Here is a 21,376-nt window from a genome sequence, read left to right on the forward strand (position 1 = left end):
TGAGTCCCCTGAAGGGCCGTCGAAGACTACGACGTTGATAGGTTGGGTGTGTAAGCGCTGTGAGGCGTTGAGCTAACCAATACTAATTGCCCGTGAGGCTTGACCATATAACACCCAAGCAATTTGACTACTCGAGAGAGCATCAGATTGCGGTGTGTGAAGACGCAATGAACCGAAAGTTCGCAAACACACAAAGCTATCACCTACCCAATTTGCTGAAGCGCGGCCAGCCGGCCACGACTCGGTACCCGAATTTCTTGACGACCATAGAGCGTTGGAACCACCTGATCCCATCCCGAACTCAGCAGTGAAACGATGCATCGCCGATGGTAGTGTGGGGTTTCCCCATGTGAGAGTAGGTCATCGTCAAGATTAAATTCCAAAACCCCAATTGCGAAAGCAGTTGGGGTTTTGTTTTTGCGCCTTGTTTCCTGTAGGCGCGAGCCTGCTCGCGAAGAACTTCAGGACACCGCGTTACCCCAGACCACCCGCGTCATCGTTGACGACCTTCGCGAGCGAGCTCGCTCCTACAGATGTTAAAGTCGTTTCTCGATTTTGCATTTCCAAGGAAGCCTTTATGCCGGACGCGACGTCCCTCAGTGCTGGTTTTATGGTGGTTCACGGCAACCGCCTGGATGAGTTGCGCAGCCTGGTGGTCAGCTGGATGCGGCGCTACCCGCTGGCTCCCCTGGAGAATGAAATCGCGTTGGTGCAAAGCAATGGCATTGCCCAATGGCTGAAGCTGGCACTGGCGGAAGATTCTGAGGACGACGACATGGGAGGCTGCGGCATCGCTGCCGCCATCGACGTGCAGTTGCCCGGCAGCTTCATGTGGCAGCTCTATCGCATGGTCCTTGGCCGCGACGAAATTCCGGTCAAGTCCCTGCTCGATAAAGCCCCACTGACCTGGCGTCTGATGCGCCTGCTGCCGCAATTGATCAACCAACCGCACTTCGAGCCGCTGCAGCGTTTCCTGACCCATGACACCGATCTGCGCAAACGCTATCAATTGGCCGAGCGTCTGGCGGATCTGTTCGACCAATACCAGGTCTATCGGGCTGACTGGCTGGAAGACTGGGCGCAAGGTCGACATCAAACAAGACACGCCAGGGGCGAAGCCAAACCTCTGACCCCGGCCAATTGCTGGCAGGCAGAGTTATGGCGCGCACTCTTGCTGGATGTGGGAGAAGAAGGCATGGCGCAAAGCCGTGCCGGCGTCCATCAGCGATTTGTCGAGCGTATCAACCATCTCGAAACAGCCCCCAAGGGATTACCCTCGCGAGTGATCGTTTTCGGGATTTCTTCCCTGCCTGCTCAAGCCCTGGAAGCACTGGCGGGACTGGCTCGATTCAGCCAGGTCCTGCTGTGCGTACACAACCCGTGTCGTCACCATTGGGCGGACATCGTCGCCGATAAAGACCTGCTGCGGCATCAATACAAGCGCCAGGCCCGCAAGAGCGGCATGCCGGTAGTGATCGATCCGCAAACCCTGCACCAGCATGCTCACCCATTGCTGGCTGCCTGGGGTAAACAGGGGCGGGACTATATCAACCTGCTCGACAGTTATGACGATCCCAACAGCTATCGTTCGGCATTCCGCGACGGGCGTATCGACCTGTTCAGTGACGGTCAGCCGCTGAACGTGCTCAACCAGTTGCAGGACGACATCCTTGAGTTGCGTCCACTTAATGAGACTCGGGAGCGTTGGCCCGCTATCGACCTGAAGAAGGACGAGTCGATCCGTTTTCACATTGCCCATAGCGCCCAGCGAGAAGTCGAGATTCTCCACGATCAACTGCTCTCGCGTTTCAGCGCCGACCCGCACTTGCGGCCCCGGGACATTATCGTGATGGTCCCGGACATCGACAGTTACGCACCGCACATTCGTGCCGTGTTTGGTCAGCTTGACCGCCAGGATCCACGCTTCATTCCGTTTACCCTGGCGGACCAGGGCCAGCGTGGCCGCGATCCATTGCTGATTGCTGTCGAGCACCTGCTCAAGCTGCCTGACAGCCGATTCCCCGTCAGTGAGATTCTCGATCTGCTGGACGTCCCGGCACTGCGCGCTCGCTTTGGTGTTGAGGAGCGCGACCTGCCGACACTGCACCGCTGGATCGAAGGTGCCGGCATTCGCTGGGGCATGAACGCCGAGCAGCGTGCCGGGCTCGGGCTGCCGCATGAACTGGAGCAAAACAGCTGGCGTTTCGGCTTGCGCCGGATGTTGCTCGGTTATGCCGTTGGCAGCGCCGATGCTTATGAATGTATCGAGCCCTACGACGAAATAGGGGGCCTGGACGCCGTGCTCATCGGCCCGCTGGTTGCGCTGCTGGACGCGCTGGAAGTGGCGTACCACGAACTCTCTCAGCCAGCATCGCCGGGGCAATGGGGCTTGCGCTTGCAGGCGTTGGTGCAGTTGTTCTTCCTTGCCAGTAACGAACACGATGACTACTTGCTGGCTCAGCTCGAAGAGCTGCGTGAGACCTGGCTCGAGACCTGCGAGTCGGTCGGGTTGCAGGACGAGTTGCCGCTGACCGTCGTCCGTGAAGCCTGGCTTGCGGGTCTGGATCAGGGCCGTTTGTCCCAACGCTTTCTGGCCGGAGCGGTCAACTTCTGCACCTTGATGCCCATGCGCGCCATCCCGTTCAAACTGGTGTGCCTGTTGGGTATGAATGACGGCGATTATCCGCGCGCGCAGCCGCCACTGGATTTCGATCTCATGGGCAGTGATTACCGTCCAGGTGACCGCTCCCGGCGCGAAGATGACCGTTACCTGCTACTGGAAGCCCTGCTGTCGGCACGGGACCAGCTCTACATCAGTTGGGTGGGCCGCAGCATCCGCGATAACAGCGAGAGGCCTGCGTCGGTGCTGATCGGCCAGTTACGCGACCACCTGGCCAGCGGTTGGCGATTGCCGCAAAGCGACAATGACCTGCTGGAGGCCATGACCCGGGAACACCCGTTGCAACCCTTCAGTGCTCGCTACTTTCACGACGGGGATGAGTCGTTCAGCTACGCCACCGAATGGCAGGTGCTTCATCAGGCGACAGAGCAACAGGCACGTGCCGAAGCGCTCGGCCCTCACGTTCAGGACGAACCACTGAGTCTCGGTCAGTTGCAGGATTTCCTGCGCAATCCGGTACGGCACTTTTTCAGCCAGCGCCTGAAGGTCTTCTTCGAGGCGGCTGAAGTGCCCTTGGCTGATGAAGAGCCTTTTGTCCTGGATGCGTTGCAGCGTTACAGCCTCAGCGACCGCTTGCTCGAAGCGGCGCTGGCTGATCCTGGAAATACCGGACAGGCACTGGAGGATCAGGCGAAACGCCTGCAAAACAGCGGGCTGCTGCCCATGGCCGGATTCGGTGAGTGCCTGCAACGCGAGTTGATCGAGCCATTACCTGACTTGCTGCAACGCCACCAACAGCTCCTGGCGTTGTGGCCAACACCGCTCGGCAGCGCGTTGCCCGTCAGTCTTGAACTGCAGGGCCTGCACATCGAGGGCTGGCTCAGCGGCCTGCATCAGCGCGCCGATGGCGGATTACTGTCTATCACTACGATCCCCAACAGTATTGGCTCGATCAAGTCACGCAAATGGCATCGACTGACACGCCCGTGGCTCACCCATCTGGTGGCTTGTGCCAGTGGCATGGCGCTGACCACCGCCTTGGTGGCCAGCGACGACAGCCTGTTGCTCGGTCCGCTGGACCAGTCCTCGGCGCGGACAATTCTCGGTGACCTGTTGATGGCCTGGCAGTCGGGGATGCGCCAGCCTCTGCCGATCGCGGTCAAGACGGCCTTCGCGTGGCTGGGGCAAACCGATCCGGTCAAAGCCGAAGCCGCTGCGCGCAAGGCCTATGAAGGGGATGGGCAGACGACGGACGGAGAGCGTCGTGAAAGCCCGGCACTGGCGCGCCAATTCGCCGATTACGATGCCTTGGTCGCCGACGAGACGTTCCCCCAGTGGTGTGACGCGCTCTATCGCCCACTTCTTGAAGCACCCTGGCGTTCACTGTCCAGCGAGGAATCGCGCTGATGAGCACAAAGACACCTCTGGCCCTGGCATTCCCGCTGCGCGGCAGCCAACTGATCGAAGCCAGCGCCGGGACCGGCAAGACGTTCACCATTTCTGCGTTGTACCTGCGTCTGGTGCTTGGCAATGGCGGGGAGGACAGTGGCTTCGGACGTGAGCTGTTGCCGCCGCAAATCCTCGTCGTGACCTTCACCGACGCCGCGACCAAAGAGCTGCGCGAACGCATTCGCACGCGGCTCGCCGAGGCCGCACGATATTTCCGCGATGAAACACCCGCCCCCGACAGCCTGATTGCCGAGTTGCGTGATCAGTATTTGCCCGAGCAATGGCCCGGGTGCGCAAACCGCCTGGATATCGCCGCGCAGTGGATGGATGAGGCGGCGGTGTCGACCATCCACAGTTGGTGCCAGCGCATGTTGCGCGAGCACGCGTTCGACAGCGGCAGCCTGTTTACCCAGACCCTGGAAACCGACCACAGCGACTTGCTGGGGGAGGTCTTGCGCGATTACTGGCGGCTGTTCTGTTACCCGATGCAAGGTGACGCCTTGAATTGGGTGCGCAACAATTGGGGCGGACCGGCGGCGCTGCTGCCGCGGATTCGTGCGCTGTTTGCCAGCGAGCGGGATGCGCATGAAGGGAAAGAACCCGCCGAAGTGATTTCGCAATGCTTGCAAGAGCGACGGGTTGCCCTGATCGAACTGAAGAAGCCTTGGCTGCAGTGGGCGGACGAGTTGCTTGCCATCTGTCACCAGGGCGTTGCCGGCAAGGCTGTCGACGGTCGCAAGATGCAGGCTCGCTATTTCGAGCCCTGGTTTGAAAAGATCAAAGCCTGGGCCGAAGACGAATCCCTTGAGCAACTGGATATCGGTACCGGCTTCACGCGCCTGACCCCTGATGGCATGGCCGAAGCCTGGAAGGGCGAAGCGCCTCGACATCCAGGGCTCGATGCGATGGCCGGCCTCAAGGCCTGTCTCGATGGGTTGCCAACGCCTGATGCCGCCGTGCTGCAACATGCGGCCCGCTGGGTCGGGGCGCGATTCGAGGAAGAGAAGCGTCGCCGCGCGGAAATGGGTTTCGACGACATGTTGCTGCGCCTTGATGCGGCCTTGCAGTCCGATGGCGGCGAGCGACTGGCAACCCTGATTCGTGAACAGTTTCCGGTCGCCCTGATCGATGAGTTCCAGGACACCGACCCGGTGCAATACCGGATCTTTGAGAGCATCTACCGCATTGAAGAGAACAGCCCCGAGTGCGGTCTGTTCCTGATCGGCGACCCGAAACAGGCGATCTACGCTTTTCGCGGTGCCGACATCCATACCTACCTGCGTGCCCGGCAGGCCACCACCGGCCGCCTGCACACCCTGGGCACCAACTTTCGCTCGAGCCACGGCATGGTCAACGCGGTGAACCATGTGTTCGAGCGCGCCGAGGCCCGGGCGTCAGGACGCGGCGCTTTCCTCTTCAGGCAGAAGAATGGCAACAACCCGGTTCCGTTCACGCCGGTTGCCTCCCAGGGCCGCAAAGAAGTCTTGCGCATCAATGACCAGGCAATCCCGGCCTTGAACATTTGGCACTTGCCGGCCGAACAACCGTTGTCCGGCGCGGTGTACCGGCAACACCTGGCGGCTGCCTGCGCCAGTGAAATCACGGCATTGCTCAATGGCGGACAGCAGGAGCAAGCGGGATTCACCCAGGACGGCAAAGCCTTCAGGGGCCTGCTGCCGGCGGACATCGCCATCCTGGTCCGCGACGGCAAGGAGGCGCAGGCGGTTCGTGCGCAATTGGCCGGCCGTGGCGTGCGCAGTGTTTACCTGTCGGACAAGGACTCGGTGTTCGCCGCCCAGGAAGCGCATGACGTGCTGACCTGGCTCAAGGCCTGCGCCGAGCCGGATGTCGAGCGCCCGCTGCGAGCCGCGTTGGCCAGCATCACGTTAAACCTTTCGTTGACTGAGCTGGAGCGGCTGAATCAGGACGAGTTGGCCTGGGAAGCCCGGGTCATGCAGTTCCGTGGCTATCGCGAAGTCTGGCGCAAGCAGGGCGTACTGCCGATGCTGCGGCGCTTGCTGCACGACTTCCGTCTGCCCCAGGCGTTGATCGCCCGCAGTGACGGCGAGCGCGTGTTGACCAACCTTCTGCACCTTTTCGAACTGCTGCAACAAGCCGCCGCCGAACTCGATGGCGAACAAGCCCTGATCCGGCATCTGTCCGAGCATCTGGCGTTGTCCGGGCAGGCTGGCGAAGAGCAGATCCTGCGTCTGGAAAGTGATGAGCAATTGGTCAAGGTCGTGACCATTCACAAGTCCAAGGGCCTTGAATACCCCTTGGTGTTCCTGCCGTTCATTTGCTCGGCGAAACCGGTGGATGGCAGCCGCCTGCCGTTGCACTACCACGATGAATCCGGCAATGCCCAGGTCACGTTGAAGCCAACGTCGGAGTTGGTTGCCCTGGCTGACGATGAGCGTCTGGCCGAGGATCTGCGCTTGCTCTATGTCGCCCTGACCCGGGCGCAACACGCCTGCTGGCTGGGGGTGGCCGACCTCAAGCGCGGCAACAACAATGGCTCGGTGCTGCATCTGTCGGCATTGGGTTATCTGCTGGGCGGCGGCGCGCCTTTGGCTGATTCCCCGGCGTTGCAGCTTTGGTTGCGGGACCTGCAACAAGACTGCCCGGCGTTGGCCTATGCCGAGATGCCTGAAGCAACAGCGGAGCACTACCAGCCACCGCAAAACGACGCGGCGCTGCTGGTTCCGCGGGTTCCGAAACGCAAGGCCAGTGAAAACTGGTGGATCGCTTCCTACAGCGCGTTGCGCATTGGCGACACCCTGAGTGTCGGCACGGACGAGGCGCCGGAGAGCCCGCAGGCGCAAAAACTGTTCGATGACGAACGCCTCGACCCGCAGGCCCCCAGGGAAGTGGTGGCCGGTGGCGGCGATATCCATCTCTTCCCACGCGGCCCGAACCCCGGCACCTTCCTCCATGGCTTGCTCGAATGGGCGGGAGGCGAGGGTTTTGACGCGGCACCACAAGAGGTGATCGACGCCATTGCCCGTCGCTGCAACCGTCGGGGCTGGGAGGGCTGGATCAGCACCTTGAGTGACTGGCTGCAGCATCTGCTCAAGTCGCCGTTGCAACTGGGTGGCGGCCAGGCGCCGGTGGTATTCGGCCAGTTGACGCAGTATCAGGTCGAGATGGAGTTCTGGTTCGCCAGCCATAAGGTCGATGTGCTCAAGCTCGATGCGCTGGTGTGTCAATACACCCATAACGGCGTGGCCCGGGTGGCCGCCGAACCGGTGTTGCTCAATGGCATGTTCAAGGGTTTCATCGACCTGACGTTCGAACATGACGGCCGCTATTACGTTGCCGACTACAAATCCAACTGGCTCGGCGTCGATGATGCGGCCTACACCGCGCAGGCCATGGAACAATCGATTCTCGACAACCGCTATGACCTGCAATACGTGTTGTACCTGTTGGCCCTGCACCGTCAGCTCAAGGCGCGGCTCGCCGATTACGACTACGACCGGCATGTCGGCGGTGCGTTGTACCTGTTTTTGCGGGGGACGCGTGCGGCCAGCCAGGGTGTGTTTTTCGCCCGGCCGCCAAGAGAGCTGATCGAGCGTCTGGACAGGCTGTTCCAGGGCAAGCCAGAGCCCAAGGCCGAACCCGCCTGGGAACAGGGAGTACTGTTATGAGTCGCACATTTGCCGATTTGTTGCCCACATCGCTGGCAGCCGAAAGCCTGGCCGATCTGGCGCCGCTGAGTCGTGCCGACGACTTGCTGTTGTTGCTCACGCGTTGGGTCGAACGTGGCTGGTTGCGCGCGCTGGACAAAGCCTTTGTCGCGTTTCTGCATGAACTGGCTCCGGAGGATGATCCGTTGGTGTTGCTGGCGGCCGCGCTGACCAGCCACCAATTGGGCCACGGGCATGTCTGTCTCGACCTGTTCGAGACGCTGAAAGAACCGGACTTCGCCCTGTCATTACCCCCCGAAGGTGACGTGCAAGGCGGCGCAATGCTGTTGCCGTCGCAATTGCTGGGGTCGCTGGACGGGGCCCATTGGTGCAAGGTACTGGCCGCGAGCAACCTGGTCGCGCTGGCCGCTGACAGCCGTGACAACGTGCGCGACCGACCTTTGGTGTTATCGGGCAAACGCTTGTACCTGCGCCGCTATTGGGCCTACGAGCGGCGGATCGACCTTTCGCTGCGCGAGCGTTTGACGGAACACGAGTCCACGCCGAACGACTTGCTGCAGCGCCTCACCGGTCTGTTTGGTCCTGCCCGGTCTGGTGACGTAATCGACTGGCAGAAGCTCGCCTGCGCCCTGGCGACCCGCAGCGCCTTCAGCATCGTGACCGGGGGGCCGGGGACCGGCAAGACCACCACTGTCGTGCGCTTGCTGGCGTTGCTCCAGGCACCGGCGGTCGAGGCCGGCATGCCCCTGCGCATTCGTCTCGCCGCGCCGACCGGCAAGGCCGCGGCGCGCCTGACGGAGTCCATCAGCCAGCAAGTCCGGACCTTGAAGGTCACCCAAGACATACGAGACAAGATCCCGTCCGACGTCACCACCGTTCACCGCCTGCTCGGCAGCCGACCCGGGACTCGACACTTCCGGCACCACGCGGGCAATCGTCTGCCGCTGGATGTGTTGGTGGTAGACGAGGCCTCGATGATCGACCTGGAAATGATGGCCAACCTGCTCGACGCCTTGCCGGCCCATGCGCGCCTCGTGCTGTTGGGGGACAAGGATCAATTGGCTTCGGTAGAGGCCGGTGCGGTATTGGGGGATCTGTGTCGCGACGCGGAGGCTGGCTGGTACAGCCCGCAGACACGCCAGTGGCTGGAAGCCGTCAGTGGCGAAAACCTGCAGGCCAGCGGATTGCAGGAGGACACGCAAGGCACTCATCCATTGGCCCAACAGGTTGTGATGCTGCGCCATTCCCGGCGATTCGGTGAAGGCAGCGGCATTGGCCAACTGGCTCGCTGGGTCAACCAGCAGCAACCCGAGGAAGCCCGCAAGTTGTTGTCGGCGCGAAGCCATGACGATGTGTATTGCCTGGCCCTCAAGGGCGAGCAGGATCGGGCCCTGGAGCGCTTGCTTCTCGACGGCCACGGTGAGGGCCCGCAGGGTTATCGACATTACCTGAGTGTGCTGCGCAATCAGAGGCCGCCACTGGACAGCCCGCTGGAAGATTCGCGCTGGATTGATTGGGCTCGGAAAGTGTTGCAGGCCTTCGACGCATTCCAGTTGCTATGTGCCGTGCGCAAGGGGCCGTGGGGTGTCGAGGGCTTGAACCAGCGAGTGACGGACGCGTTGCTGAGGGCACGCCTGATCGACAGTGACCAGCAGTGGTACGAAGGTCGCCCTGTCCTGATGACCCGCAACGATTACGGGTTGGGGTTGATGAACGGCGATATCGGCATCGCCCTCAAGCTCCCGGAACAGGACGGACATGAAAATGGAAAGCAGGTTCTGCGTGTGGCATTTCCACGCAACGATGGCCAGGGCGGTGTGCGATTTGTCCTGCCCAGCCGCCTGAATGATGTCGAAACCGTGTACGCCATGACCGTGCATAAATCCCAGGGCTCGGAGTTCGCACATACCGCGTTGATTCTTCCCGATGCCTTGAATCCGGTTCTCACCAAGGAACTGATCTACACCGGAATTACCCGGGCCAAGGACTGGTTCACCTTGATCGAGTCGCGTGCAGGCGTGTTTGAAGAAGCGGTGAAACGCCGGGTCAAACGCTTGAGCGGACTGATGCTGGAACTAAAGGAAGGCCGCGAGCCGACGGGCTGAAAGGTCAGTCATCGGCAAACAGCATCTCCCGGCTTTCTCCCATCAGCAGACCCTGATTCTGCTCGGTGACCTGGCGGATGTAATCCCACAACAGGGTGATCCGCTTGAGCTTGCGCAGGTCTTCGCGGCAGTACATCCAGAACTGGAAGGAAAGAAAGGTTAACCCAATGAATACGGGGGCTAACCGCCATGAACATCCTTGCAGAGCATCGTCCTGTCACAAGTGCTGTCACAAGTTTTGCCGTTCATCTGAGGCCGACAACCCGGCTCGCCAAGCTCTACCACTATCGACGCAACGGCATTTACTATCTGCGCCTTCGCGAAACTGGCACCACCACCCGCACTGCGTCCGTTTCCCTCAAGACCACCGACAGAAGAGCCGCTATGGACGCTTCACAACGACTTGCAGAGACAATCAAGGCTTTCCATCTGGATCATCCCAAGGCGACCTTTAGCGAGCTGAAGGAGCATCTGCTGTGGGTGGCTGAGGATCTGCTGTCATCAGGTCATGAGGTCCATTCGTTGCTCGACTGGGGCGAGCTTTACGAAGACGTGAAGACGAACCTCGCTGAGATCGCTGCCACGATGCCGCTTAGTGTCGATCAACACGAACATGTGATGAACGCTAAGCAGGTGATGATTGCTGCTCAGGCACGGCTACAAGGCGACTCCGTATCTTTGGTGAAGATCATTCGGGACCTTGAGGGTGACCATGGGCAAATGGGGAAAAGTGTCCCTGCTTCCCTATCTGTATTAGCGTCGCCGCCGATGACCTTCGAGACCCTCTCCGGGCTGTATCTGGCTGATCGTGGGCAAGACCAAAAGCCTTCGACACTAAAGGAAACCAAGCTGTGTCATGGTGTCCTCTCCGCGCAATTGGGCGACCTTGACCTACGGAAGCACTCAAGGGCCGATCTTGTAGCAATGAGAGATCGCCTACATGCATCGCGGGCAGCATCCACGGTCAACAAGCTGATCGTAAAGCTCTCGGCTGTGTTCGCTTGGGCGGTCGAGAATGGTCATTTGGTCAAAACATATGACAAGAAGCTGAAGCTGACCAAGGGCCTTGAGTCGACCCGTAAGGCATTCTCGCAAGCTCAAGTAGCCAAGGTGATGGACTACGCGAGCAACCTCCCAGAGACCTCATGGAAGCGCTGGCTGCTCAGTCTTGGGGTTATCACGGGCGGGCGTCTTAACGAAATCTCCCAATTGACCACGAGCGACATTCAGACCCTTGAGTCTGGGATTACGGCCATCCATATCAATGAGCTCGGGGAAGGCAAGTCAATTAAGAACAAGCGCAGTGAGCGACTGATCCCGTTGACTGATGGCGCCTACGAATTCGATCTTGCGGCATTCCTGAGATATGTCGAAACTTGCAAAGCCAATCAAGATGAGTCGCTGGCGCAGATCGGGTACAAGACAGCAGGGGATTGGGCGAACCGGCAGGCGATCCCTGAGGCTCTTGGAGGTGATCACAAGGCAGGGCTGACGTATCACTCACTCCGCCATTCATTGGCTTCCCTGATGCAGGTGAAAGGCGTTCCGACTACCCACGCTCAGGCTGTTATGGGGCATGCATCGGGGACCATTACGTTCGACACATATGGCTCGGGGGTGCCTGTTGAGGTGATCGCTGAGATGCTCAGTGGATTGCTTAGCGGGAGACTTTGAAGGGGCTAAGGTGTTGAAAGTAGCGTCAACTGTTGAGTGAGTTTTTGAGCCTCTATGACACCACATTATTTCGACATAGAGGTTCATAACCGAGGTTTTATTTACCTTCAGTATTGGTCCAGACGTTCATCTTCCATCTTACCGCGCCGGTTTGGACAGGGTGTTGATGGTGGTTTTGTGGCGGAAACTTATCGCCAAAGTTTGACGTGATTTCTTTTTTGCATCCGATACAGCGATAAATGCCAGACGCAGGTACGGCATCACCCGGCCCGTATTCGTTACCCCAAACGGCACTGGGGTTGGTGATTTTATCGAATTTAGAGTTATCGGTGTAATACGCCATAGAGTCCTCCTTGTTGATGGTCTTTCAAATTGACCATAAATAAAATAAGACATCAATAGGCTACTGATAGAGCTGGATGTATTCGTGGATCATCCGCAAGACGCGTTTCATCGCTACGCGCTTCTACGAGAAATCTAACCGAATCGCTGGCCCTGGCCTTGCTGCGTGAGCATAGGAGCGTGCTGTAGAAGCCCTCAAGATGTCCTAAAGGCCCGTGTTTGTTGGTCGAAAGTCCACTGTCGTTAATAACCCTCACTGTTGCCACCACACAACATGAGGACTGACCCAATGACAGGCTATGATCCCGCTCAACACGGAGCCATCACCACCGCAGCCATCACCACCGCCAAGCGGGGGCGAGGCCGACCAACTAAGGTCATCACCAACCTATTCCACGGCTTCATCGGGCCGACTACTGACTACGGCCAATATCCTACCTTCGCCATGGACATCCTTGAGGGCATCGCTCGGCTGGACTGGCATGACCGGCCTATCGGGTCTGGTGGCTCATCCAAGCCCCTGTCCGTGAAACGCCTTGTAGCCATCCTTGCGGAACTTGAGGTCGTCTCAGCAGCCACCGTCATGGATCAATACAGGTTGGGTCTCCGGCAGGCTCAACGCTACGTGAAGGCCATTGAGCTGGCGATGCTCTACCTTCTTAAGAGTTGCCCCGATGACCTCAGCCACGAGATGCGCTACGGCTTCCTAAAGGCCGACACCCGCGTCAATGATTGGGAAGACCAGCTTGAGCCACCAAGCCCTGAGACCCTCGCAAAGCTGCACCATGACCTGAGGACGCTGGGGACTGACAGCGCTTCTGAATAAATGTCGCATACTTATAAGAACCATTAGGACACCCAATCGAGCATAGCAATCGACCAGATAATAGGACCCTTTTCGACCCGCTCATTGAGGAGAGGGGTAGTGATAATAATCACCCCTCCTCGAAGAGGAATCTTCAAGAGCATCGCAAAGGAGACCTTCCATGACATCCATCGTTTGCCCAGCAACCTCCCGGCTCACTGAAGACGACCTCATTACCTTGTCACTGGTCTTCCTCGCGTCTTCACGACCTCAACTGATTGAGCTAAGTCGTGTTCTCAACAAGCGAAACGCTTCCTTTAGGACCTATGCGTCTGTGGTCGTCACCTTCGACAAAGACACAAAGACACCATGCTCCATGAGGTTCCCTTGAAGTGCTCCGCAAAGACTGCTGAACGGGTAACCCATCTGGTCGCCCATGGAGTCTGCCTTCAGGCCATCGCTTCGGTGCTTTTGAGGAGCCATTGAGGGGGACTGAGTCAATCAAGGTCAGGGCTTAAGGTGTCGTTTAAATACCCTCACTATTGCCACAGCAACCCTCGGCTTCACCATCTCGCCCGTCGCAGGGCAAACCATCCAGCTTGTTCTGATAGTGCCTCTCATGCCACGCCGGTTCCCTTGTCTGGGGTCGGATGACCGGCTGTGGGTGCGACCTGAAGAGCATAACCAAAAGGAGAACAGAAAATGCACATGACCAACACCACCGTCACCACCATCGAGAAGATCACCAAGGCTGGGGCGATAGCACCAACGACCCTCAACGGTTTGCCCGGTATGTCGTCCTTGGAGATCGCTGAGATCACTGGTAAGCGGCATGACCGAGTTCTGAAGGACACCCGGAAGATGCTCGAAGAGTTGGGCTCAATAGGAGTCGTCAAAACTGACGCGTCCTCCTTTGTCGAGACCAGCTACCAGAACAGTCAGAACAAAGCTCAACCTTTGGTAATCCTCGACAAGGAGCTGACCTTTACTCTCATCGCGGGCTATAGCGTCAAGCTGCGTCACTTGATCATTAAACGCTGGCTTGAACTTGAAGGGTCAGGATTTGAGCGTGTGTCCGTACAGGCTGCTGTGGTTCATCTGATCGAACGTGAGAAAGACAATCGGCAAGCGGCTCTCCAAGCCCTCAAGAAGGCCAGCAAGAAGACTCCACTGCGTCCTCAGAGTCCCGCCGAGAAGGAGCGCAAGAGTTTGAAAAGACTGGCCTACAGGGATTCTGAAAGAGGCTATTTATGATCGTTTGATCAAAAAATCAATGGGTATTTAGAATGCTTTGGAGGTGATTAAATGAACTTGAGGGTGTGGTGGAATTAACTCGAGAAACTATATAAATTCCGCATTAGCAAAGACCTATAAAGATAGCAAGCGGAAAAATTTGCCCCGCTTGCTGTCTTTCGTGGTGCCTCTGCTGAAATTAGCAACAATAGGTTGCGTCATAATTACTAACTGATAATTTTGTGGAAGAGGGCGTATTGCTTCCCTTTTGTTGTAAGGATCAGGTGTTTGGCCGGAGCTTGAGTTATAAGGCCTTCTTTTTTCGCCTGTTCAATCAATACGTCAAGCATTAGTCGGGATACGTTGATGTTGGAGCGTACTTTACTGTAGTCAATATAGTCTGCGTTTTGCCTTTCAAAGATACTCACCGCAACTTTCATAAGCTCGAGGATTGCGTCGCCTTGCCGCTCAGGCGGATTTTTCACTACCGATGTGAAAGGACTATTACCCACAGCGGGCTTGACGAAGAGCGGAGCACCATGAAGCGTTCGAATTAGCTCATCGAAGGAAAATTCGTTCTGGTCGTCGCTCGAAAAATCGATGAACAACTTTGACCTCAAAAACGTGGGTGTTTCATGAGTGCCAGATTGACGAATTAAAGGAACTACTTTGTTAGAGTCAATGGTCCTCAATAAGTCTGCCGTAACAATCATTTTTTCATAACCGACTCCACCTGATCCCGAGTTGGCTTTTTCTACATAGCGTTCAGTACAGATCATGAGCACTCGATCAGAAGACGCAAGGTTTCGCTCCATGAAATGTGGCAGGTCGTCTCCTGGCTGCAACTCCCATTGGTCGAGTATTGCGTCTACACCAGAGTTACGTAACCGCGTCGCAAATTCTAAAACCCACTGCTTATGTTCTTGCGAATCGTGCGAATAGGAGATGAATACTTTCGGAATGCTCATGGTTTTTTATGCTCGAAGCTCTTTGGTTATTGGGAGAAAATTCAGTTAGAGCTACCAGTGGGTAAAAATCATTGTCATCGATTTGCTGGAGCTCACTCGCTGCCTAAGTTGAGATTGGCGCCATGTACTCCGAGGCTGGAAAGCCAGTCGCAAAATTACCTACTTACCCACGAGCCGTCCACTACTTGCTTCGCTTAGATCTCTGGCTGTGGTCACATAGGTTCCCTTAGCGGGAATTTGACAGAAATTTTTCAGCCATCACCTCATTGATTCATTCCTGCACAGGTTCCCCCCGTATGCCCTCACGCAGGTGCCCATACGGATACCAGCATGGAGTCCTCTCTTGCGTGTGCGCGCCTCCGTAAGAACCCTTTCGACTGTCACAAGACCTGTATCAACCATGTCACAAATCGTTGCCAAACGCCTGCTGACCTCGCTACGATGAGCCTCCCTTTCTTCCTTAAGTTGCTCAGTCTGCAAACCGAAGATCCCGCGTCTCGCCCAGCAATAACGGGCGATTCAGCTCAGTCACCTCCCGGATGTAATCCCACAACAGGGTGATCCGCTTGAGCTTGCGCAGGTCTTCGCGGCAGTACATCCAGAACTGTCGAGTGATATTGATTTCCTGCGGCAACACCGGCAGCAGGCGAGGGTCCTGAGTGGCGAGGAAGCACGGCAGGATCGCCAGTGAGCGTCCTTGCTGCGCGGCCACGAATTGCGCGATCACGCTGGTGCTGCGCAGGTTGGCACTGGCGCCGGGCAATACGTTGGCCAGGTACAACAGCTCCGAGCTGAACGCCAGGTCGTCGACGTAACTGATAAACGAATGTTTCGCCAAATCTGCCGGCCGGCGGATCGGTGGGTGGTTGTCCAGATAATCCTGGGTCGCGTACAGCTGTAATCGGTAGTCGCACAGTTTGCAGCAGACGTACGGACCATGCTCCGGACGCTCCAGGGCGATGACGATGTCGGCCTCGCGCTTGGACAGGCTGATGAAGTGCGGCAGCGGCAGGATATCCACCGAGATCGCCGGGTAGGTGTCGACGAAGTGGCTCAGCTGCGGCGTGATGAAAAAGCTGCCGAAGCCTTCGGTGCACCCCATGCGCACATGCCCGGACAGCGCCACGCCGGACCCGGAAACCTGCTCGCACGCCATGTGCAGGGTACTTTCGATCGACTCGGCATACCCCATCAGCCGCTGGCCTTCGGCGGTCAGGACAAAGCCATTGGTCCGGGATTTTTCGAACAGCAATGTGCCTAGTGCCGTTTCCAGGGAACTGATGCGCCGCGACACTGTGGTGTAGTCCACCGCCAGGCGCTTGGCCGCGGTGCTGGCCTTGCGGGTGCGGGCGACTTCAAGGAAAAACTTGAGGTCATCCCAGTTCAACGAGCCGAGGGAGGTGATGTTTTTTTGCATGTTGGACCGGTTTTTATGTGCGTTCTTATTAGAAGTTTGCACATCTATACTCCAAAAACAGTCCGTTAACCAATTCACGGCACACGCCTCATCTCAAGGCGACTTTCTCGCCTTGCCTCCCCTGATAACAACAAAGTCCAGGAGACCCACATGAACGCATCGCTTACGCCTAACGAAACCACCGTGCAGAAGGTCAAGCTGTTGATCGACGGCGAGTGGGTCGAATCCAAGACCACCGAATGGCACGACATCATCAATCCGGCGACCCAGCAAGTGCTGGCCAAAGTGCCGTTTGCCACCGCCGAAGAAGTCGACGCGGCCATCAGCGCAGCCCATCGTGCCTTCCAGACCTGGAAGCTGACCCCGATCGGTGCGCGCATGCGCATCATGCTCAAGCTTCAGGCGCTGATCCGCGAGCACTCCAAACGCATCGCCGCAGTCCTGAGCGCCGAGCAGGGCAAGACCATTGCCGACGCCGAAGGCGACATTTTCCGTGGCCTGGAAGTGGTCGAACACGCCTGCTCCATCGGCAGCCTGCAAATGGGCGAGTTCGCTGAAAACGTCGCCGGTGGTGTCGACACCTACACCCTGCGCCAGCCCATCGGCGTGTGCGCAGGCATTACTCCGTTCAACTTCCCGGCAATGATTCCGCTGTGGATGTTCCCGATGGCCATCGCCTGCGGCAACACCTTCGTGCTCAAGCCGTCGGAACAGGACCCGATGTCGACCATGCTGCTGGTGGAACTTGCCATCGAGGCCGGCATTCCGGCCGGCGTGCTCAACGTCGTGCATGGCGGCAAGGACGTGGTGGACGGGCTCTGCACCCATAAAGACATCAAGGCGGTTTCCTTCGTCGGTTCGACCGCCGTCGGTACTCACGTCTATGACCTGGCGGGCAAGCACGGCAAGCGTGTGCAATCGATGATGGGTGCCAAGAACCACGCCGTGGTGCTGCCAGACGCCAATCGCGAACAAGCGCTGAATGCGCTGGTGGGTGCCGGCTTCGGCGCTGCCGGTCAACGCTGCATGGCCACCTCGGTGGTGGTGCTGGTGGGCGCGGCCAAGCAATGGCTGCCGGATCTCAAGGCGCTGGCGCAGAAGCTCAAGGTCAATGCCGGCTGCGAGCCGGGCACCGATGTGGGGCCGGTGATTTCGAAAAAGGCCAAGGCACGGATTCTCGAGCTGATCGAGAGCGGCATCAAGGAAGGCGCGAAACTGGAACTGGACGGTCGTGAGATCACGGTTCCGGGTTACGAGAAGGGCAACTTTGTCGGCCCGACCCTGTTCTCCGGCGTGACCACCGACATGCAGATCTATACCCAGGAAATCTTCGGCCCGGTGCTGGTGGTGCTGGAAGTCAATACGCTCGATGAGGCCATCGCCCTGGTCAACGCCAACCCGTTCGGCAACGGCACGGGCCTGTTCACCCAGAGCGGCGCGGCGGCGCGTAAATTCCAGAACGAAATCGACGTCGGCCAGGTCGGCATCAACATCCCGATTCCGGTGCCGGTCCCGTTCTTCAGCTTCACCGGTTCGCGCGGTTCCAAGCTCGGCGACCTCGGCCCGTACGGCAAGCAAGTGGTGCAGTTCTACACTCAGACCAAGACCGTCACCAGTCGCTGGTTCGACGACGACAGCGTCAACGACGGTGTGAATACCACCATCAACCTGCGTTAAGGAGCCGGACATGAAAATCGCTTTTATCGGTCTGGGCAACATGGGCGCGCCGATGGCGCGCAACCTGATCAAGGCCGGCCATGCACTGCGCCTGGTGGACCTGAACAAAGCCGTGCTGGCGGAGCTGGAACAACTGGGCGGCAGCATCAGCGCATCGGCCCGTGAAGCGGCAGAGGGCGCCGAACTGGTCATCACCATGCTGCCCGCCGCGGTGCATGTGCGCAGTGTGTGGCTGGGTGAAGACGGCGTGCTCGCCGGTATCGGCAAAGGCGTGCCGGCCGTGGATTGCAGCACCATCGATCCGCAGACCGCGCGGGACGTAGCCGCCGCCGCTGCCAAACAGGGCGTGGCCATGGCCGATGCGCCGGTTTCTGGCGGCACCGGTGGTGCAGCCGCCGGGACGCTGACCTTCATGGTCGGCGCCACGCCTGAACTGTTCGCCACCCTGCAACCGGTGCTGGCGCAGATGGGCCGCAACATCGTCCATTGTGGTGAGGTCGGCACCGGGCAAATCGCTAAAATCTGCAACAACCTGCTGCTGGGGATTTCCATGGTCGGCGTCAGCGAAGCCATGGCGCTGGGCGATGCCCTGGGCATCGACACCAAGGTGCTGGCGGGCATCATCAACAGTTCCACCGGGCGTTGCTGGAGTTCGGAGATGTACAACCCATGGCCGGGCATCGTTGAAACGGCGCCGGCGTCGCGCGGCTACACCGGTGGTTTCGGTGCCGAACTGATGCTCAAGGATCTGGGGCTGGCCACTGAAGCGGCGCGTCAGGCGCACCAGCCGGTGGTACTCGGCGCGGTGGCCCAGCAGTTGTATCAGGCGATGAGTTTGCGTGGGGAGGGTGGCAAGGACTTCTCGGCGATCATCAACGGCTACCGCAAACCGCAATAAGGGGTATTTCCGGGAATCCGCGTCGGGCGGGTTCCCGGTTTTTTATTGGGCAGAAAGAAAAGATCGCAGCCTTCGGCAGCTCCTACAGGGGAATGTATACACCCCGTAGGAGCTGCCGAAGGCTGCGATCTTTTGCTTTGTCAGGCAAACACGAAATATTTGCGCACGGTTTCCACCACTTCCCAGGTGCCTTTCATCCCTGGTTCGATGACGAAAATGTCACCGGCGCGCAGGTGGATCGGCGCCATGCCTTCCGGAGTGATGACGCAGTAGCCTTCCTGGAAATGGCAATACTCCCACTTCACATATTCCACGTACCACTTGCCCGGCGTGCAAATCCAGGTGCCCATGATCTTGCTGCCGTCTTCGCTGGTGTAGGCGTTGAGGTTGACGGTGTGCGGGTCACCTTCGAGTTTTTCCCATTTGCAGGCGTCGAGCACAGGCAATGGGTGGGTGTCGCGAAGAACGGTAATCGGTGCGGTCATGATGACTCCGGGCAGTGGGCTCAAGAACTGAAGTCGCACCCTATAGCGCTTGTCCAATCATCAGTTGTCTGTGCTCGACACTGAGCTGCCCAGAAACGCACTGCTCTCAAAGATGGTTCAGCGGGCAGTCGAGCCTGGATTGTTCGAGGCTGTTTTCGAACTCGACCAATTGCGAGTGCTGTTGCGACAGCGCCGCTATCCGCTGGGCGATTTCCTGTTTTTTGCTGGCGATGACCTGATGTGCCTGTTCCCATGGCAACTGCGGGCCCTGATGTCCGGCGAAGACCGACTGCAATTCCTTGAGCCTGAACCCGAGTTGCTGGGCACATTTGATGAACATCAGCAGGTCGACGCTGTGCTGGTCATAGATGCGGTACTTGCCCTGACGGCGAGCGGCAGGCAGCAGGCCAATCGACTCGTAGTGACGGATGCTTTTGACCGTGGTGCCGGAACGTTGTGCGGCTTGGCCGATGTACATGGGAAGGTCCTTTTCTCCGAGGATAAAGCTCGGCGCATTATCGACCGACTCAATCGCTGGCGATAGCTTCGGCTTGCCGCAACCAGGCCGCATGCCGGTCTGCGCTGGCGCCGAGAATTGGGCCGAAGGTGAGGGTTTGGGTGGGTTTGATGCCACAGAATTCAAGGGTGGTTTTACGGACCTGATGCAAACCGGGCATACGGTAGATCCATCGGTAGTACCAGGGCGGTGTGTCCATGGTCACTAGCAAATGGGCGGTTCGGCCGCGCAGGAGTTTGTCGGGGAAGGCTTTGCCCTGGCGATATTTGAAGGCAAAACCGGGCAAGAGCACCCGGTCGAAAAAGCCCTTGAGCAAGGCCGGTACGCCACCCCACCAGATCGGATAAACCAGCGTCAGTTGTTCAGCCCACAGGATATCGGCCTGGGCGTTACGCAAGTCGGCTTCCAGCGGCTGGACCTGTTGATAGCCTTCGCGCAGTACCGGGTCAAAATCCATGCTGCCCAGAAACAACTGCCGCACCTCATGCCCGGCACGCGCTGCCGACTGTGTGTAACGCTCGGCAAGGGCGGCGCAAAAACTATTGCTTGATGGATGCCCGAGGATCACCAGTATTCGTTTACCCATCATCACTGTCCTTGAAGATCAAACCTCAAGGATAAAGTCTGCCCCTCAGGGGAGAGTCAAGGCGTGCAGCAGCGCCTTGGCATAGCCGGGTAATGCGGCGAAGTCCCGGGCACAGAGCAATAGTTTGCGTTGGCCCCAGGGTTCTTGGATGGGGAGGCTTTTGAAGGACAGTCCGCCTGACCCGCGTTCGACCGCGGCCAGCGGTACGATTGCCAGCCCAGTGCCTCGGGCGACCATGCGCATCACGCCATCGAAGCCATCGGCGCGGATGCGAATCTGCATGCGCAGGCCGGCGTGCAGTGCCTGCTCTTCCAGGTACACCGCCAGCGCGCTGTTGGCATTCAGGCCGACGTAGTCGTGATGCAGCGTGTCGGTGAAGCTCACTGAGGTTGCCTGTGCCAAGGGATGTTCACGGGGCATGATCAGCACCAGCGGATCATCGCGGAACGGTCGTGTCTGCAAGTCATCGGTGTCCACCGCGTCGGAAACGATGCCCAGGTCCGCCGCGCCCTGGCGCAAGGCATGGGTGATGCGGGTGCTGGGCAGTTCCTGCAGGTCGATGTCGAGGTTGGGATGGCTGTGCAGGAAGTCCGCGAGCAACTCTGGCAGGTACTCGGTGATAGCCGTGGTGTTGCACAGCAGCCGCACCTGACCTTTGACGCCCTGGGCGTATTCGGCCAGTTCCTGTTGCAGGCGTTCGGCCTGTTGCAATAGAACCCGGGCGTGTCGGGCCAGGGCATCGCCGGCCGGCGTCGGGCTGACCCCACGGCGATTGCGCAGTAGAAACTCAACGCCCAGCGACGCCTCCATGGCGCGGATGCGCGCGCTGGCCGCTGCCAGGGATAGATGACTGCGTGCCGCGCCGGCGGTGATGTTGCCGGTGTCGAGGATGTTCAGGTATAGGCGCAGGTCGGTCAGGTCGAAGTGCATTGTCATCCCCGGATTTTTGTTGT

The 21,376-nt window shown here is 58.7% G+C and carries 15 protein-coding genes, 2 rRNA genes and 1 pseudogene; 10 read left to right on the top strand and 8 right to left on the bottom strand.

All coding sequences use genetic code 11. From position 1 onward, the window contains the following. From KW849_RS09450 to recD, 5 genes are all read left to right on the top strand, one after another. Positions 1–107 (top strand): 23S ribosomal RNA (locus KW849_RS09450); the annotation flags it as partial. 149 nt (positions 108–256) lie between these two features. Continuing rightward, positions 257–372, top strand: a 5S ribosomal RNA gene (gene rrf / locus KW849_RS09455). Positions 373–577: 205 nt separating this feature from the next. Continuing rightward, entirely contained in the window at positions 578–4,027 is a 3,450-nt protein-coding gene (gene recC / locus KW849_RS09460; protein ID WP_218429159.1) for an exodeoxyribonuclease V subunit gamma, read from the top strand. After that, positions 4,027–7,716, top strand: a complete 3,690-nt coding sequence (recB, locus tag KW849_RS09465) for an exodeoxyribonuclease V subunit beta (protein ID WP_218429160.1) — start codon at positions 4,027–4,029, stop codon at positions 7,714–7,716. Before recC ends, recB begins: the two co-directional genes overlap by 1 nt. After that, on the top strand, positions 7,713–9,821 hold the full coding sequence (gene recD / locus KW849_RS09470) for an exodeoxyribonuclease V subunit alpha (protein ID WP_218429161.1): 2,109 nt from the start codon (positions 7,713–7,715) through the stop codon (positions 9,819–9,821). The genes recB and recD overlap by 4 nt, the downstream gene beginning before the upstream one ends. Before the next feature lie 4 nt (positions 9,822–9,825). On the opposite strand, the pseudogene KW849_RS09475 reads toward recD, so the two are convergent. Next, a pseudogene (locus KW849_RS09475) lies at positions 9,826–9,969 on the bottom strand (LysR family transcriptional regulator); the annotation flags it as partial. 41 nt (positions 9,970–10,010) lie between these two features. Here KW849_RS09475 and KW849_RS09480 point away from each other — a divergent pair. Then, positions 10,011–11,495 (top strand): tyrosine-type recombinase/integrase, encoded by a 1,485-nt coding sequence (locus KW849_RS09480; protein WP_256357164.1) that lies wholly within the window; start codon positions 10,011–10,013, stop codon positions 11,493–11,495. 97 nt (positions 11,496–11,592) lie between these two features. Here the strand turns inward: KW849_RS09480 and KW849_RS09485 are convergent, their stop codons facing one another. Continuing rightward, positions 11,593–11,838: a hypothetical protein gene (locus tag KW849_RS09485; protein WP_218429162.1), complete on the bottom strand. Its 246-nt coding sequence runs from the start codon at positions 11,836–11,838 to the stop codon at positions 11,593–11,595. A 288-nt stretch (positions 11,839–12,126) separates the two neighbouring features. On the opposite strand from KW849_RS09485, the gene KW849_RS09490 reads away from it, so the two are divergent. Beyond that, positions 12,127–12,663: a hypothetical protein gene (locus KW849_RS09490; RefSeq protein ID WP_218429163.1), complete on the top strand. Its 537-nt coding sequence runs from the start codon at positions 12,127–12,129 to the stop codon at positions 12,661–12,663. Positions 12,664–13,344: 681 nt separating this feature from the next. Next, a complete protein-coding gene (locus KW849_RS09495; protein WP_218429164.1) occupies positions 13,345–13,896 on the top strand; it encodes a Rha family transcriptional regulator in 552 nt (183 codons plus the stop codon). A gap of 206 nt (positions 13,897–14,102) precedes the next feature. Here KW849_RS09495 and KW849_RS09500 read toward each other — a convergent pair whose 3' ends face one another. Beyond that, positions 14,103–14,843: a toll/interleukin-1 receptor domain-containing protein gene (locus KW849_RS09500; protein WP_218429165.1), complete on the bottom strand. Its 741-nt coding sequence runs from the start codon at positions 14,841–14,843 to the stop codon at positions 14,103–14,105. A 469-nt stretch (positions 14,844–15,312) separates the two neighbouring features. Next, complete coding sequence (locus KW849_RS09505; RefSeq protein ID WP_218429502.1) at positions 15,313–16,260, bottom strand: LysR family transcriptional regulator; 948 nt, start codon at positions 16,258–16,260, stop codon at positions 15,313–15,315. A gap of 150 nt (positions 16,261–16,410) precedes the next feature. Between KW849_RS09505 and KW849_RS09510 the strand changes: the two genes are divergently transcribed. Continuing rightward, the gene (locus tag KW849_RS09510) at positions 16,411–17,937 is read left to right on the top strand and encodes a CoA-acylating methylmalonate-semialdehyde dehydrogenase (RefSeq protein WP_218429166.1); all 1,527 of its coding nucleotides are present in this window, start codon (positions 16,411–16,413) and stop codon (positions 17,935–17,937) included. Between the two features lie 10 nt (positions 17,938–17,947). Then, positions 17,948–18,835 carry a 3-hydroxyisobutyrate dehydrogenase gene (mmsB, locus tag KW849_RS09515; RefSeq protein ID WP_218429167.1) on the top strand — a complete coding sequence of 296 codons (888 nt, stop codon included), beginning with the start codon at positions 17,948–17,950 and terminating at the stop codon, positions 18,833–18,835. Positions 18,836–18,975: 140 nt separating this feature from the next. On the opposite strand, the gene KW849_RS09520 is transcribed toward mmsB, so the two are convergent. The 4 genes from KW849_RS09520 to KW849_RS09535 form a co-directional block, all read right to left on the bottom strand. Continuing rightward, positions 18,976–19,320 (bottom strand): cupin domain-containing protein, encoded by a 345-nt coding sequence (locus tag KW849_RS09520; RefSeq protein WP_007988984.1) that lies wholly within the window; start codon positions 19,318–19,320, stop codon positions 18,976–18,978. Between the two features lie 106 nt (positions 19,321–19,426). Next, positions 19,427–19,798 (bottom strand): MerR family transcriptional regulator, encoded by a 372-nt coding sequence (locus tag KW849_RS09525; RefSeq protein WP_218429168.1) that lies wholly within the window; start codon positions 19,796–19,798, stop codon positions 19,427–19,429. Positions 19,799–19,847: 49 nt separating this feature from the next. Continuing rightward, positions 19,848–20,426 carry an NAD(P)H-dependent oxidoreductase gene (locus tag KW849_RS09530; RefSeq protein ID WP_218429169.1) on the bottom strand — a complete coding sequence of 193 codons (579 nt, stop codon included), beginning with the start codon at positions 20,424–20,426 and terminating at the stop codon, positions 19,848–19,850. Between the two features lie 42 nt (positions 20,427–20,468). Continuing rightward, on the bottom strand, positions 20,469–21,353 hold the full coding sequence (locus KW849_RS09535; RefSeq protein ID WP_218429503.1) for a LysR family transcriptional regulator: 885 nt from the start codon (positions 21,351–21,353) through the stop codon (positions 20,469–20,471). Positions 21,354–21,376 lie beyond the last annotated feature (23 nt).

The sequence above is a fragment of the Pseudomonas sp. PDM26 genome, assembly GCF_019219185.1.
Lineage (GTDB): Bacteria > Pseudomonadota > Gammaproteobacteria > Pseudomonadales > Pseudomonadaceae > Aquipseudomonas.